This window comes from Cryptosporangium aurantiacum (assembly GCF_900143005.1).
Lineage (GTDB): Bacteria > Actinomycetota > Actinomycetes > Mycobacteriales > Cryptosporangiaceae > Cryptosporangium > Cryptosporangium aurantiacum.
This window is the reverse complement of sequence record NZ_FRCS01000007.1, coordinates 23,041-36,802: the sequence shown is the minus strand read 5'-3', so window position 1 is coordinate 36,802 and position 13,762 is coordinate 23,041. Positions and strand designations below refer to the sequence as shown.

Below are 13,762 nucleotides of genomic sequence, written 5' to 3'. Positions count from 1 at the left end.
ACGCGACGCCGCACGCGAGCGGGGTGTGCACGCTGCACACCCGATCACGCCACGAACAGTGCTTCGGACACCGATCCCGCGGCATCGGCCGGGCAGCCCTGTGTCGTAGGACACACTGTGTCCCACTCTGCCGGGCCCCCACGCAGGGAGGACCTCCGTGCTGACGGTCGACGACGTCCACGTCTCCTACGGTGGTGTGGTCCAGGCCCTTCGTGGCGTGACGCTCTCGGTGCCCAACGGCGCGGTGGTCGCGGTGCTCGGCAGCAACGGCGCCGGGAAGAGCACGCTGCTCCGGGCGATCTCCGGCACGCTGCGCCTGCAGTCCGGGCGGATCGACGCCGGCCGGATCCGCCTCGACGACCGTGACCTTCCCGGCACCGATCCCGGGACCATCGTCCGCCGCGGTGTCGTTCACGTCCCGGAGGGACGCCGGATCTTCGGTCGGCTGACCGTCGAGGAGAACCTCCGCGCGGGTGGGCTGGCCAATTCCGACCGCGCCGCGAAGGCGCGGGCGCGCGACCGGGTGCACGACCTGTTCCCGGTCCTCAAAGAACGGCGGACGCAACGCGGCGCGCTGTTGTCCGGCGGTGAGCAGCAGATGCTGGCGATCGGCCGGGCACTGATGGCCGACCCGAAACTCCTGCTCCTCGACGAGCCGTCGCTGGGGCTGGCGCCCCGGGTGATCGGCCAGATCGGCGAGGTGATCACCGAGATCAACCGGCAGGGCACCGCGGTGCTGCTGATCGAGCAGAACGCCACGATGGCGCTCAGCGTCGCCGAGCAGGCCTACGTGCTCGACGTCGGACGGGTGTCGCTCTCCGGCACGGCGGCCGAACTCGCCGGCAGCGACGAGGTGCAGCGCCTCTACCTCGGTCAGGACACCACCCGCGCCGCTCCCGGCGAGGCGGCGCCCCGCCGGACCCTGTCGCGGTGGTCCGGATGACCGAGATCCCGACCCTGGAAGTGGACGACGTCACCGTGCGGTTCGGTGCGCTCGCCGCGCTGTCGGGCGTCTCGTTCACGGTCGAGCCGGGCGCGATCCACGCGGTCATCGGTCCGAACGGCGCCGGGAAGTCGACGCTGTTCAACGTGTTGTCCGGGGTGTATCGCGCCGCCGCAGGGGCGGTGCGGTTCGGGCCGGCGCGGCTGGACCGGATGCGCCCGTTCCAGATCGCGGGCGTCGGCGTCGCCAGGACGTTCCAGAACATCGCGCTCTCCGGCGGGCAGACCGTGGCCGAGAACCTCATGCTCGGCAGGCACCACCTCACCCGCACCGGCTTCCTCGCGGCGGGTCTGCGGCTGCCCACCGCCACCCGCGAGTATCGGCGGCACGCCGCGCGGGTGGCCGAGATCGCCGACTTCCTCGAGCTCGGCGGCAAGCTCGACACACCGGTCGGCGCGCTCTCCTACGGCGACCAGAAGCGCGTCGAGGCCGCCAGGGCGCTCTGCACCGAACCGCGGATCCTGCTGCTGGACGAACCGGTGGCCGGCATGAACGCCGACGAGACCGCGCGGATGGCCGGGACGATCGGCGCGATCCGCACCGCGCTGGGGATATCGATCGTGCTCGTCGAACACGACATGAGCCTGGTCATGGCGCTGGCCGACCGGGTCACGGTGCTCGACTTCGGACGCCGGATCGCCGACGGCAGCCCGGCGGAGATCCAATCCGACCCCGAGGTGATCCGCGCCTACCTCGGCTCGGGCAGCGACGTGCTGCCACCACCCACCGCGACCCACGGGGAGGACACGTGAGCCAGTTCCTCTCGCTGCTGCTCAACGGCGTTTCGCTGGGCGCGATGTACGCGCTGATCGCGCTCGGCTTCGTGGTGATCTTCAAGGCCAGCGGCGTCGTGAGCTTCACCCACGGCTCGCTGCTGCTGCTCGGGGCGTACGCGATCGTCCGGTTCGCCGAGCCGTGGGGGTTCTGGCTCGGCGCGCTGGCCGGGATCACGCTCACCGCCGCGGTGTCGCTGCTGATCGAGCGGCTGGTGATCAACCCACTGCGTGGCGCGCCGGACATCAGCCTGGCCGTAGTGACGATCGGCGTCGACATCATCCTGGTCACCGACATGATCCGGCGGATCGGGTCGGACATCCTCAACGTGCCCCACCCCTGGGCCGGGGACGTCGTCCGGCTGGGTGACGTCGGCATCAGCACGAACCGTGCGCTCGCGATCGGCGTCGCCACCATCCTGATCGCCCTGTTCTTCGCCGCGTTCAAGTACTCGGACTGGGGCGTGGCGATGCGGGCGGCGGCCGAGGACGGCGAGGCCGCGGCGCTGATGGGAATCCGGCAGGGCCGGGTGTCGGCGATCGCCTGGCTGATCGCCGGTGTGCTGGCGGCGGTGGCGGCGCTGTTCCTCGTCGGTGCGCCGACGCCGGGGGTGAGCCCGGCGGTGTACACGGTGGCGCTCGGCGCGCTGCCCGCCGCGATCCTCGGCGGCCTGGACTCGACCGGCGGCGCGCTGGTCGGCGGCCTGCTGATCGGCGTCGCGGAGGCGCTGGCCGCCGGCTACCAGGACCACCTGCTGTTCCTGGGGCGGGGCATCGGCGCGGTCGTGCCGTACCTGGTGATGATCGTCGTCCTGCTGGTGCGGCCGTCGGGTCTGTTCGGGACGAAGGAACTGACACGTGTCTGAGCCCGCCCGCGTGGCCGAGCCCGCTGCCCCCGCGCCGTCCGGTGCGGCCGGGCCGCCGAAGCGTCGCGTCGAGCGGCCGGTGCGGCTGCTCGTCGTCGGTGCGGTGCTGGTCGTGCTGCTGGTCGCGCCGTTCTACGTCGAGGAGTTCTGGCTGCGGACCGGCTTCGCGATCTGCGGTGCCGTGGTCGGTGCGCTCGGGCTGAATTTGCTGGTCGGGACCGCGGGCCAGCTGTCGCTCGCGCACTCGTTCTTCCTCGCGGTCGGCGCGATCAGCTACACGTTCGTGGCCGACGACCCGAGCGGTGTCCGGGCCGACGAGCTGTCCGGGCTGGGCTGGCCGCCGTTGTTCGGGCTGGTCGTCGGCGTCGTGCTGGCGGGCGTCGCGGGGCTGGCGTTCAGCCCGATCGCGGCCCGGCTCCGCGGTATCTACCTCGGCGTCGCGTCGCTCGCGCTGGTCTTCATCGGCCAGCACGTCCTCAACAGCTGGACGTCGGTCACCGGCGGGTTCAACGGCCGTTCGGTGCCGGAGTTCACGCTCTTCGGGTTCCAGTTCGCGGACACGCCCGCGCTGACGCTGCTCGGCGTCCCGTTCCGGGAGTCCGAGCGGCTCTGGTACCTCGGGCTGGCGCTGGCGCTGGTCTCCTACCTGTTCGCCCGCAATCTGCTGCGCAGCCGCCCCGGCCTGGCGCTGCGGACGCTGCGCGACAGCGAGGTCGCGGCTTCGGTGATGGGCGTGGACGTCCAGCGGTACAAGGCCGGGGTGTTCCTGGTCAGCTCGGCGTACGGCGGGCTGGCCGGGGTGATCTACGCGCTCTCGATCGGGAGCGTCGCGCCGGAGTCGTTCGGCCTGTTCGTCTCCATCCAGTACCTCGCGATGATCGTCCTCGGCGGGCTCGGCTCGCTGGGCGGCGCGATCGCCGGGGCGGTGTTCGTCGCCGCGCTCCCGCTCGTGCTCCAGCGTTACGCGGACGCGCTGCCGCTGGTCACCGACGCCGGCGGCGGTGGCCTGGCCGCCGGTGAGGCCGCCCGGTACCTCTACGGCCTGGCGATCGTCCTCGTGGTGCTCTTCCACCCGACCGGGCTGGCCGGTCTCGCACGCCGATTCCGCCGCCGCACTCCTTCCACCGATCCCGCGACACCGAGGGGGCACCGATGAGCATCGCCGCCCGCACCCGTCTGGTCGCCATCGCCACCGCGTTCGCGGTCGTGCTGGCCGGGTGCAGCAACAAGGCCGACGACGGGAACAACGGCTCGGGCTCGGTCGCCACCGACGTCGGGGTGGACGGCGACACGATCACGCTGGGCGTGCTGACCGACCTCACCGGCGTCTTCGCCGCGCTGGGCAAGGACATCACGAACGCGAACACGCTCTACTGGAAGACCCGCAAGGTCTGTGACCGGTACACGGTGAAGCTCGACGTTCAGGACACCGGGTACGTGCCGCAGCAGGGCGTCCAGCTCTACAGCTCGATCAAGTCCGGCGTGCTGGCGATGCAGCAGACGATCGGCTCGCCGATCAACGCCGCGCTGGCCGCGGACTACGAAGCCGACCGGATCGTGAACTTCCCGTCGGCGTGGGGCGAGACGCTCACCGATATCCCCGGCACCGGCCTGCCCGGCGCGACGTACGACGTCGAGCTCTCGAACGGCTACGACTACATGTTCAAGCAGGGTCTCCTCAAAGAGGGCGACACGGTCGGCCACATCTACTTCGAGGGTGAGTACGGCGAGAGCGGCCTGGCCGGCACGAAGTTCGTCGCGGGCAAGAAGAAGCTGACGGTCGTCGAGGCGCAGATCAAGGCGACCGACCAGGACATGAGCGCCCAGGTGAGCCAGTTCAAGGCGCGCGGGGTCGACGTGATCGTGCTGACCGTCGCGCCGACGCAGACCGCGTCGGTCGCCGCGGCGGCGCAGGCGCAGAACATGCGGGTGCCGATCCTGGGGAGCAACCCGGTGTTCGCTCCGGGCCTGCTGCAGGGGCCGACCGCCGGTTGGCTGACGTCCTACCTGCACGTGGCCGCTCCGGTGTCGACGTTCGACCGCCACCCGGCCCTCTACGACGAGTACACGAAGGCCTACCCGGAGACCCGGAACCCGAGCGCTGGTGTGGTGCTCGGGTACGGCATGGCCGAGATCATGCGCCAGGTGCTGGACGCCGCCTGCGAGCGTGACGACCTGACCCGCCAGGGCGTGCTGAACGCGTTCAACGAACTGAAGCAGGTCGACACCAACGGGCTGCTGGTGCCGATCGACAGCTTCACGCTGCACCGGTCGCCGAGCCTGCAGAGTTTCATCTTCCGGCCGGCCGATGTCCGCGGCGGAGCGAAGGTCGTGCAGGACGCGTTCGAGGGTGAGTGGGCGGAGCAGCTGGCCGGCCGCTGACGGTTCCCGCCGTCCGGGTCACCGGCTGGCCAGGCTGGATAACCTGACGCTCGATGGACGCCGAACAGCCGCTGATGAGCCCGGTCGGGGTGGGCATCTTCCTGGTTGCGGCCCTGGTCGGACTGGGTGGCCTGGTCGCTGTCTGGTTCGACTCGACCCGGACGTACGGGCTGATCGCGGTCGGCGCCGGGCTCACCGCGATGCCCCCGCTGCTGTCGGTGGAGCGGTGGCGGGTCGCGTTCGAGGAAGAGCGGACCTGGCTCGCCGCGCTCCGCGTGGTGAGCGGGACGGTCGGGTTCTGGCTGTGCGTGACCGGTGTGCTCGCGCTGGTCGATCCGCGGTCTCGACCCGTCGGGGTCCCGCTGCTCACCGCGGGCGTGGTCGTCGTCATCGCCTGGTTCTTCCTGGCGTGGGCCTGGTACGAGAAGGCGTACCGTCCGCTCCCCGACGTCGCGACGCCGTACCTGGTGTCCCGGCGCCGGAACGCGCTGACGCCGACCACGGAACTCGGGGTGGCCGGGCTCGGGGTGGCCGTATTCGCCGTCCTGGTGGCCGCGGCGGTCTTCACCTGGCGGATCACGGACGACGGCGCCGCCGGGGTCCGGTTAGTCGTCCTCGGCGTCGCGGCGTTCGTCGCCGGGGTGGGCAGCGCCGGGATGGTGCTGCTGGGGAGGGCGCTCCGGGCGGCGGACCGGTCGGGGCGCGGGAGCGTCGTCGCCGGGATCGCCGGCTACGCGGGTCTGGCGCTCGGACTCGTGCTCGTCCTGGTGCCCGACGCCCGGGTGGTGGCGATACCGATCCTGTGCGGAGCCCCCGCGCTCGCCGTCGGCGCAAACCTCACCGCCGCGGGGATCCTGCACGGCAACAACCCGTGGGCCTCCCTGCGCGGACGCCTCTGGCTGACCGTGATCGCGCTGGTGCCGATCGCCGTCCTCGGCGTGGTGGGTGTCGTGTACAGCTCCCACCCCGACTACTACGCCCGGTACGGAGAGCCCGTCCAAGCGCGCAACCCGTCGCACTGCGTCGTCACGTCGCGATTCCGGAACGGCTCGCCCGCCAGAACCTCGGAGACTTGCCTGGTCCTCTACGAACGGAACGGCGAGACCGAGGTCGGTGACCTCACCGTCGGCGCGGGCGACGATCCCTTCGTGCGCGGGGGCGTGGACGCGTACGTCCTGGACGACCGCCTGGTGACCGAGGCGGCGGTGGGAAGCCGGATCTCCGGCGAGGTGGTGCTGGGCCGCTACCTGCCCGGTTCGCTGCGCATCGCGGCTCTGCCCGCCCTCGTCATCTTCCTGGCGCTGGCCGGAACGCTCGGTCAGCAGGAGCGACAACGCAAACGCGCGCGCCGCCGCGGTGAGGTGGTTCAGGCACCGTTCCGCCGGCGCCCCGGAAAGAAATACCGCTCGCCGTTCCGCGGGATTCCGGACAGAAAGTGACCGCTATGGCTCCTAGCCTCGAATCATGAGCCACTCCGAGTTGACCTGGGCCCACGTCCACGCCCGCCGGACCGCACGCCACGCGCTCACCGCGCCGCTGCCCGCCGGGCGCGCCGCCGAGGCGGCGCGGGCGCTCTGCGGCGCGCACGCGCAGGTGCTGTCGGCCGCCGAGCTGTCGATCGGCCTGCGGGTCGCCGACACGACCCGGTCCGACGTCCGTGCCGCGCTCTGGGACCGGCACGAGCTGGTCAAGACGTTCGGTCCGCGCGGGACCGTGCACCTGCTGGCCACCGCGGACCTTCCGGTCTGGACCGCCGCGCTGTCCGCGATCCCCTCGTCGGCGAGCCCGTTCCCGGACGGCGTCCGGTTCACCGCGGCCGAGGTCGACGCGGTGGTCGCCGCGATCGACGACGCGCTGATCGACGCCACGCTGACCACCGACGAGCTGGGCGACGAGGTGGTCGCGCGCACCGGGCCGTGGGCGGGCGAACGGACGATGGAGGCGTTCCAGGACAAGTGGCCGCGCTGGCGGCAGGCGATCAGCGCCGCCGCGCACCGAGGCGTCCTGTGTTTCGGCCCGACCCGGGGCCGGAAGGTGACGTACGCGAGCCCGCGCCGGTATCTGCCCTCCGAGCGGCCCGGCAGCGAGGAGGCGCTCGCGCAACTGGTGCGGTGGTACCTCACGAGCTACGGCCCCGCGACGCCGCACCAGTTCGCGCAGTGGCTCAGCGCGCCACGCGGCTGGGCGACGACGCTGTTCGCCACGCTCGCCGACGAGCTGGAGCCGGTCGACGTCGAGGGGTTCACCGGCTGGGTCGTGGCGGGCGAGGCCGCACCGACCGACGATCCGCCCGGCGGGCTGCGGCTGCTGCCGTACTTCGACGCGTACCAGGTCGGCAGCCATCCGCGGGACCGCGTGTTCCCCGGACCGGCCAGGGAGCGGGCGCTGGCCGGGAGCCAGGCGGGCAACTACCCGGTGCTGCTGATCGACGGCGTGGTCGCGGGCGTCTGGCACCTGCGGCGCTCGGGGCGGCGGCTCGCGATCACGGTCGAGCCGCTGCGACCGCTGAGCGCCCGGCGGCGCGCGGAGCTCGACGTCGAGGTCGAGCGGGTCGGCGTGATTCTCGAGGGAACACCGACCCTCACGATCGGGCCGATAACGGTCGGCGCGCACGCCTGATCCCGTTACAGTCGCTCGGTGCGACTCAAGCTGGGGCGTCCGGACCTGTCGGCCTACGCCGCTCGGTTCGCGGTGCCACCGGCCACCGCTGCCAGCCCGCTGAGCGTGACGTTCCTCGGTGTGGCGACGCTGCTGGTGGACGACGGCCAGGACGCGGTGCTGACCGACGGGTACTTCAGCCGCCCGGGGCTGCTGAGGGTCGCGCTCGGCCGGATCGCGCCGGACGTCGACCGGATCACCCGCGAGCTGACCGCCGCCGGGGTGTCCCGGCTGGCCGCGGTCGCGCCGGTGCACACCCACTTCGACCACGTGCTGGACTCCGCGGTGGTCGCCGAGCGCACCGGCGCCGTGCTGGTCGGCGGCCGGTCGGCCGCGAACGTCGGCCGGGGTGCCGGCCTTCCCGAGGACGCCGTCCGCGTGGTCACCCCCGGCGAACCGCTCGAGTTCGGCCCGTACACGATCACGCTGGTCGAGTCGCACCACTGCCCGCCCGACCGCTACCCGGGTGAGATCGACGCTCCGCTGCGGCCACCTGCCCCGGCAGCGGCGTACCGCTGCGGCGAGGCGTGGTCGACGTTTCTCACGCACGGGCCGTCCGGGCGGCGGCTGCTGGTCCAGGGCAGCGCGGGTTTCGTGCCCGGCGCGCTGCGCGGTTACCGGGCCGACGTCGTCTACCTGGGCGTGGGCCAGCTGGGGCTGCGCCCGGAGACGGAGATCCGGCAGTACTGGGACGAGACGGTCCGGCAGGTCGGCGCACAGCGTGTCGTGCTGATCCACTGGGACGACTTCTTCCGCCCGCTGGACCGGCCGCTCCGGGCGCTGCCGTACGCCGGTGACGACCTCGACGTCACGATGCGGGTCCTGGGCGAGCTCGCCGACGCCGACGGCGTCCGGCTGTGGTTCCCGACGGTCCGCGTCCCCGAGGACGCCTGGGCGTAGCGCGCCCCGAGCGGATAAATCCGTCCTGATCCGACCATCGATCGGTTAGCATGTGGCCAGCTATTCACTCAGTGAATAGCTGGCCCAGTTATCTGCTCGAAGGAGCGTGTGGACCGTGGACTTAGCCATCAAAGGCAGCCTCAACATGGTCGGGTACGGCCTCTCCGCCATCGGCCCAGGAATAGGAATCGGCCTCATCTTCGCCGCGTACATCAACGGCGTCGCCCGGCAGCCGCAGGCGCGCGGCACGCTGCAGGGCATCGCGATCCTCGGCTTCGCGCTGGCCGAAGCGCTGGCGATCATCGGCATCGGACTGGCCTTCGCCATCCCCTGATGTTCGTCCACTCTGGATCGGCGTGGCGTAGCCGTCGCTGGGGCGACAGTTACGCCACGCTGAACCACTCCGGCGAGCGGCGGGGCTCCTCGCGGGCGTCCGCGGGGCTCCTGAGATCGTGGGGTGATGGACTACGACACGATCCGCTACCAGGTCAGCGACCGCATCCTCACGCTGACGCTGGACCGGCCGGAGCAGCTCAACGCGTTCACGGTGCGCATGGCCGAGGAGCTCGTCGACGCGTTCGGGCGCGCGAGCACGGACGACGACGTCGCCGCGATCGTCGTGACCGGCAGCGGCCGCGCGTTCTGCGCCGGTATGGATCTGTCGGCCTCCGGCAACGTCTTCGGCCTGGACGAGACGCTCCGCCCGACGCCGTCGGAGATCCGGGACCGGCTGGACGACCCGGAGATCGTGCACGGCGTCCGGGACACCGGTGGCCGGGTGACGCTGGCGATCTACGACTGCCCGAAGCCGGTCATCGCCGCGATCAACGGCCCCGCGGTCGGGATCGGCGCGACGATGACGCTCCCGATGGACATCCGGCTCGCGTCCGACAAGGCCCGGATCGGGTTCGTCTTCGGCAAGCTCGGCGTCGTGCCGGAGGCCTGCAGTTCGTGGTTCCTACCGCGGATCGTGGGTATCAGCCGGGCGCTGGAGTGGACGTACTCGGCCGACATCCTGTCCGCGGCGGAGGCGCACGAGGGCGGTCTGGTGCGGCAGGTCGTCCCGGCCGACGACCTGCTGCCGACCGCCTACGCGCTCGCGGCGAAGTTCACCACCGACCGCTCACCCGTCGCGACCGCGCTGACCAGGCAGCTGATGTACCGCAACAGCGCCCAGCCGCACCCGCTGGAGGCCCATCTCAGCGACTCGCTGGCGATGTTCTACACGAGCATCGGCGACGGTAAGGAGGGCGTGCGGGCCTTCCTGGAGAAGCGCCCGCCCCGATTCACGGGCGGTGACGTCCCGCGCGTCTTCCCGGAGAAGGACTGACCTCAGAGGTCGAGGACCGCGACGGTCTCGCCGTCGCTCACCTCGCCGGTCGGGCGGAACCCGAGTTTGCGATAGAACGGCTCGGGGCCGCCCGGTCGTGGCGTCCAGCTGACGTAGACCTGCGTGCCGCCGCGGGCGCGGATCTCGTCGCACACCGCGCCGACGGCGAACCGGCCGTAGCCCCTGCCCTGCGCGTCCGCGGCGATGTTCAACCGCCAGAGCCCGGAACGCCGGTCGTCGGGGTCGTCCGCGGGATCCCACGGCAGGTCGAGGAACGCCATCACGAACCCGACCAGCCGGTCACCGTCGTAGACGAGCCGCGGCCACGCGTTCTCGCCGTGGGCGTACGCCTCGGCGAGCGACACCGCCACCGGCGCGACCAGGTCCTCCTGGTCGGCGCGGACGCTCAGCGCGAGCGCCGCCTCGACGTTCTCCGGAGTGACCCGCTCCAGCCGCATGCCGCGGACGGTACTCGCGGCGGTCAGACCGAGTGCTCGAACAGCGAGCTTCTCAGGGTCGGTAGGAGGGGCGCAGGGCGTCCGAGACCGACTTGGCGCCACCGTGCGAACCCGCACCACCGTCCACCGGGATCTCCGCGCCGGTGACGAACGAGGCGGCATCGCTGAGCAGGAACGCCACCACGGCCGCCACCTCCTCCGGGCGGCCGGGCCTGCCGAGCGGGGTCTCGGCGACGGCACTGTCCCGGAACGCCGGCGCGGCCGACGCGGTCATCGGCGTCTCGACAAAACCGGGGTGGACGATGTTGACCCGGATTCCGCGCGGGCCGAGCTCCAGGCACGCGGCGTGGGTGAGGCCGCGCAGCGACCACTTGCTCGCCGTGTACGCGACCGGGTAGTGCCCCTGCACGGCGGCGAGCGACCCGACGTTGACGATCGACGCGCCGGCGGGCATCAGCGGCGCCAGCGCCTGGATCCCCAGCAGCGGGCCGAGCACGTTGACGTCCTGCACGCGCCGGAAGGCGTCCGGGGTGACGTCGCCCAGCCGGGCCCGCCAGGTGGTGCCCGCGCAGTTGACCAGGCCGTGCACGGTGCCGAGCTCGGCGGCGAGCGCACCCCAGGCCGCCTCGTCCGTGACGTCGAACTGCCGAACGTCGAACTGCCGAACGTCGGACGCCACCGCGCCGACGGAGGCCGCACCGTCGGCCCAGGCCGCACCGTCGGCCAAGCCCGCACCGTCGGCGGAGGCCGCCGCGAGGTCCAGGCCGATCACCGACGCACCGGTCGCACGGACCGTCGCGGCGACCGCCGCACCGATTCCCGACCCGGCCCCGGTGACGACGACGGTCATCGCGCGCCCGCCTCCCGGCGTGCGGCCGCCTCCGTGCGTGCGCCCGCCTCCCGGAGCGCAGCCGCATCCCGGCGTGCGGCCGCCGAGTCGCGGCGGCGGACCGGCGGCAGCCTGGGCGCGGGCTCCGCGCTCGCTACCCGGTTGGTCAGCGTGCCGATGCCCTCGACGGTCAGCGTCACCTCGTCGCCGTTCCGCAGCGGCGGCGGATCTTGCTGTCCGCGGCGTCCCCACAGCTCCGCGAGGCAGCCGCCGTTCCCGACCGTGCCAGAGCCCAGCACGTCACCGGCGACCACCCGGCTGCTGCGGGACGCGTACGCGATCATCGCCTCGAACGTCCAGCCCATGTTCGACAGCAGGTCCCGGCCCACAACTTCACCGTTGACGGACGCCGTGCACGCCAGGTCGAGGAAGCCCTCGGCGTCGCGGTACGGCTCGAGCTCGTCGGCGGTGACGATCCACGGGCCGAGCGTGGTCGAGAAATCCTTGCCCTTGGCCGGTCCGAGGTTGACCTTCATCTCGCGGCTCTGCAGGTCGCGCGCCGACCAGTCGTTGAGGACGGTGTAACCGAAAACGGCGTCCCGCGCCTCGTCGACCGACAGGTTTCGGCCGCCCGCACCGACCACGACCGCGACCTCCAGCTCGAAGTCCCGGGCGACGGAGTCGGCCGGGAACGGCACGTCGTCACCCGGGCCGAGGATCGTGTGCGGGTTCGTGAAGTAGAACGTCGGCGCGTCGTACCAGGCCTCGGGCACCCCGCCGGTCCCGTCGATGCTGCGCCGCACGCCCTCGACGTGCTCCTCGAACGCCACGAAGTCCCGGACGCTCGCCGGGGCGAGCGGCGCCAGCAGCCGCACGTCCGCCAGCGGCACGCCGGACGTGCGCGCGATGGTCTCGGCGCCGAGTGCGAGTGCCGCGTCCAGGCCCAGCGCGACGACCGCTCGCGCGTCCAGGCCGTCGGCGAACGGGTGCACGAGGTCGTCTGCGACGAGACCGGCACGCTGGACGCCGTCGTGCAGGTAGGTGGCGATTCGCATCGATCCACTGTCGGGCAACGGCCGACCATCAGGAAGACCGATCTCTTGATGTCAGCCATTCAAACTGCTTATGGTGACGCCGTGACCGCGGACCGACTGCTGGTCAACCTCGACCTCAACCTGCTGGTGACGCTCGACGCGCTCCTCCGCGAGCGGAACGTCACGCGCGCCGCCGAGCAGGTCGGCACCAGCCAGCCGGCGGTGAGCGCGGCGCTCGCCCGCCTGCGGCGGTACTTCGGGGACGAGCTGCTGCACCGGATCGGCAACCGCTACGAGCTGACGCCGCTCGCCATTCAGCTCGCCGCACGGACGCCGCCCGCGCTGGCGAGCGTCCGGCGCGTGTTCGACGTCAGCACGGACTTCGACCCGGCCACCGTCGAACGCGAGCTGACGATCGTGACGTCCGACTACGCAGCCACCGTCCTCGGCCCGATCGTGGCCGGCCTGCTGTCCCGGCAGGGGCCCGGCGTCCGCCTGCGCCTGGTGCAGACGACGCCGGAGGCCGTCGACCACGCGGCGGACACCCTGCGGAGCGTGGACGGGATCCTGCTCCCGCACGGCTTCCTGACCGACACGCCGCACACCGACCTCTACGAGGACCGCTGGGTCTGCCTGGTCGCGCCGGAGAACGACCTGGTCGGCGACGAGCTGACGCTGGCTCACCTCGGCGAGCTGCCGTGGGTGGTGCTGTTCCACCGTCCGACGGCGTTCGCCCCGGCCGCGCAGCAGCTGCGCATGCTCGGCGTGGAGCCGCGGATCGACGTCGTGGTCGACGGCTTCCTGCAGATGCCGTTCCTGGTGGCCGGTTCGCAGCGGGTCGCGCTGCTGCAGGAACACCTCGCCCGGCGCATCGCGCCGGCGGCCGGCGTGCGGGTGCTCCCGTGCCCGTTCGACGCGGTGCCGGTGGCCGAGGCGTTCTGGTGGCATCCGATGTACCGGGCCGATCCGTTCCACACCTGGGTGCGCGACCTCCTGGTCGAAGCCGGCCGCCAGGTCGCGATGCCCTAGTCGGCTCCGCCGGTGACGCGGACGGTGAACCAGACCGTCTTGCCGCCGTGGTGGTCCTCGGTGCCCCAGCGGTCGGCGATGTGGTCGACGAGCTGCATGCCGCGCCCGCGGACGGCTCGCTGGTCGAGTTCGCGCACCATCGGGCGGACCGAGGAACCGTCGGTGAGCGCCACCCGGAGCCAGTCGCCGGAGTGGGAGAGCTCGAGTTCGAACGTCGCTTCCCCGCCGACGTGCTCGACGGCGTTCGACACGACTTCGCTGACCAGCAGGACGACGTCGGTGTGGTGTTCTGCGGCGATTCCCCAGGCGGTCAGCAGGCTGGTGGTGATGCGACGCGCCGCCTCCGGGGAACCGGGCAGGGGCGGCAGGTCGATGCGGGCGTTGGAGGTGGTCATGAGCGGGCCTCGGTCAGGTCGTTCGTCGCCGTGACGCACCCGGGGCGTCGGGTGGGTCGCGCGTAGTCTGTGCCCGCTCCGGCCGGTCCGCATGCACAATCTCGC

General features: G+C 72.2%; 15 protein-coding genes. 11 read left to right on the top strand and 4 right to left on the bottom strand.

The window, feature by feature from the left end:
* Positions 1-157: 157 nt before the first annotated feature.
* From BUB75_RS22980 to BUB75_RS22935, 10 genes are all read left to right on the top strand, one after another.
* Positions 158-943: an ABC transporter ATP-binding protein gene (locus BUB75_RS22980; RefSeq protein ID WP_073259859.1), complete on the top strand. Its 786-nt coding sequence runs from the start codon at positions 158-160 to the stop codon at positions 941-943.
* Positions 940-1,755, top strand: a complete 816-nt coding sequence (locus tag BUB75_RS22975; RefSeq protein WP_073260233.1) for an ABC transporter ATP-binding protein — start codon at positions 940-942, stop codon at positions 1,753-1,755. The genes BUB75_RS22980 and BUB75_RS22975 overlap by 4 nt, the downstream gene beginning before the upstream one ends.
* Entirely contained in the window at positions 1,752-2,642 is an 891-nt protein-coding gene (locus tag BUB75_RS22970; RefSeq protein WP_073259858.1) for a branched-chain amino acid ABC transporter permease, read from the top strand. Before BUB75_RS22975 ends, BUB75_RS22970 begins: the two co-directional genes overlap by 4 nt.
* Positions 2,635-3,798 carry a branched-chain amino acid ABC transporter permease gene (locus tag BUB75_RS22965; RefSeq protein WP_084741615.1) on the top strand — a complete coding sequence of 388 codons (1,164 nt, stop codon included), beginning with the start codon at positions 2,635-2,637 and terminating at the stop codon, positions 3,796-3,798. Before BUB75_RS22970 ends, BUB75_RS22965 begins: the two co-directional genes overlap by 8 nt.
* Complete coding sequence (locus BUB75_RS22960) at positions 3,795-5,024, top strand: ABC transporter substrate-binding protein (protein WP_073259856.1); 1,230 nt, start codon at positions 3,795-3,797, stop codon at positions 5,022-5,024. Before BUB75_RS22965 ends, BUB75_RS22960 begins: the two co-directional genes overlap by 4 nt.
* Positions 5,025-5,077: 53 nt before the next feature.
* Positions 5,078-6,463, top strand: coding sequence for a hypothetical protein (locus BUB75_RS22955; protein ID WP_073259855.1), 1,386 nt, complete (start codon positions 5,078-5,080; stop codon positions 6,461-6,463).
* Positions 6,464-6,488: 25 nt separating this feature from the next.
* Entirely contained in the window at positions 6,489-7,643 is a 1,155-nt protein-coding gene (locus BUB75_RS22950; RefSeq protein WP_073259854.1) for a winged helix DNA-binding domain-containing protein, read from the top strand.
* Between the two features lie 18 nt (positions 7,644-7,661).
* Positions 7,662-8,582 carry an MBL fold metallo-hydrolase gene (locus tag BUB75_RS22945; RefSeq protein WP_073259853.1) on the top strand — a complete coding sequence of 307 codons (921 nt, stop codon included), beginning with the start codon at positions 7,662-7,664 and terminating at the stop codon, positions 8,580-8,582.
* Positions 8,583-8,727: 145 nt separating this feature from the next.
* The gene (gene atpE / locus BUB75_RS22940; RefSeq protein WP_178379971.1) at positions 8,728-8,916 is read left to right on the top strand and encodes an ATP synthase F0 subunit C; all 189 of its coding nucleotides are present in this window, start codon (positions 8,728-8,730) and stop codon (positions 8,914-8,916) included.
* Between the two features lie 126 nt (positions 8,917-9,042).
* Positions 9,043-9,912, top strand: coding sequence for a crotonase/enoyl-CoA hydratase family protein (locus BUB75_RS22935; RefSeq protein WP_073259852.1), 870 nt, complete (start codon positions 9,043-9,045; stop codon positions 9,910-9,912).
* Between the two features lie 2 nt (positions 9,913-9,914).
* On the opposite strand, the gene BUB75_RS22930 is transcribed toward BUB75_RS22935, so the two are convergent.
* The 3 genes from BUB75_RS22930 to BUB75_RS22920 are packed head-to-tail and all read right to left on the bottom strand — an operon-like array spanning position 9,915 to position 12,254.
* A complete protein-coding gene (locus tag BUB75_RS22930) occupies positions 9,915-10,370 on the bottom strand; it encodes a GNAT family N-acetyltransferase (protein WP_073259851.1) in 456 nt (151 codons plus the stop codon).
* Positions 10,371-10,422: 52 nt separating this feature from the next.
* The gene (locus BUB75_RS22925) at positions 10,423-11,220 is read right to left on the bottom strand and encodes an SDR family NAD(P)-dependent oxidoreductase (RefSeq protein ID WP_073259850.1); all 798 of its coding nucleotides are present in this window, start codon (positions 11,218-11,220) and stop codon (positions 10,423-10,425) included.
* Positions 11,217-12,254: a fumarylacetoacetate hydrolase family protein gene (locus BUB75_RS22920; RefSeq protein WP_073259849.1), complete on the bottom strand. Its 1,038-nt coding sequence runs from the start codon at positions 12,252-12,254 to the stop codon at positions 11,217-11,219. The genes BUB75_RS22925 and BUB75_RS22920 overlap by 4 nt, the downstream gene beginning before the upstream one ends.
* An 81-nt stretch (positions 12,255-12,335) precedes the next feature.
* Here BUB75_RS22920 and BUB75_RS22915 point away from each other — a divergent pair, with 81 nt between their 5' ends.
* Complete coding sequence (locus BUB75_RS22915) at positions 12,336-13,262, top strand: LysR family transcriptional regulator (protein ID WP_143175361.1); 927 nt, start codon at positions 12,336-12,338, stop codon at positions 13,260-13,262.
* Here the strand turns inward: BUB75_RS22915 and BUB75_RS22910 are convergent.
* Positions 13,259-13,657, bottom strand: a complete 399-nt coding sequence (locus BUB75_RS22910; RefSeq protein ID WP_073259847.1) for an ATP-binding protein — start codon at positions 13,655-13,657, stop codon at positions 13,259-13,261. The two genes, BUB75_RS22915 and BUB75_RS22910, sit on opposite strands and share 4 nt — an antisense overlap.
* Positions 13,658-13,762: the final 105 nt, after the last annotated feature.

What these genes read in the sequence shown, in the direction of transcription:
- BUB75_RS22975 (WP_073260233.1), top strand. Translation starts at nt 940, where the DNA reads ATGACCGAGATCCCGACCCTGGAAGTGGACGACGTCACCGTGCGGTTC.
- BUB75_RS22960 (WP_073259856.1), top strand. Translation starts at nt 3,795, where the DNA reads ATGAGCATCGCCGCCCGCACCCGTCTGGTCGCCATCGCCACCGCGTTC.
- BUB75_RS22955 (WP_073259855.1), top strand. Translation starts at nt 5,078, where the DNA reads ATGGACGCCGAACAGCCGCTGATGAGCCCGGTCGGGGTGGGCATCTTC.
- BUB75_RS22950 (WP_073259854.1), top strand. Translation starts at nt 6,489, where the DNA reads ATGAGCCACTCCGAGTTGACCTGGGCCCACGTCCACGCCCGCCGGACC.
- atpE (WP_178379971.1), top strand. Translation starts at nt 8,728, where the DNA reads ATGGTCGGGTACGGCCTCTCCGCCATCGGCCCAGGAATAGGAATCGGC.
- BUB75_RS22935 (WP_073259852.1), top strand. Translation starts at nt 9,043, where the DNA reads ATGGACTACGACACGATCCGCTACCAGGTCAGCGACCGCATCCTCACG.
- BUB75_RS22930 (WP_073259851.1), bottom strand. Translation starts at nt 10,370, where the DNA reads ATGCGGCTGGAGCGGGTCACTCCGGAGAACGTCGAGGCGGCGCTCGCG.
- BUB75_RS22925 (WP_073259850.1), bottom strand. Translation starts at nt 11,220, where the DNA reads ATGACCGTCGTCGTCACCGGGGCCGGGTCGGGAATCGGTGCGGCGGTC.
- BUB75_RS22920 (WP_073259849.1), bottom strand. Translation starts at nt 12,254, where the DNA reads ATGCGAATCGCCACCTACCTGCACGACGGCGTCCAGCGTGCCGGTCTC.
- BUB75_RS22910 (WP_073259847.1), bottom strand. Translation starts at nt 13,657, where the DNA reads ATGACCACCTCCAACGCCCGCATCGACCTGCCGCCCCTGCCCGGTTCC.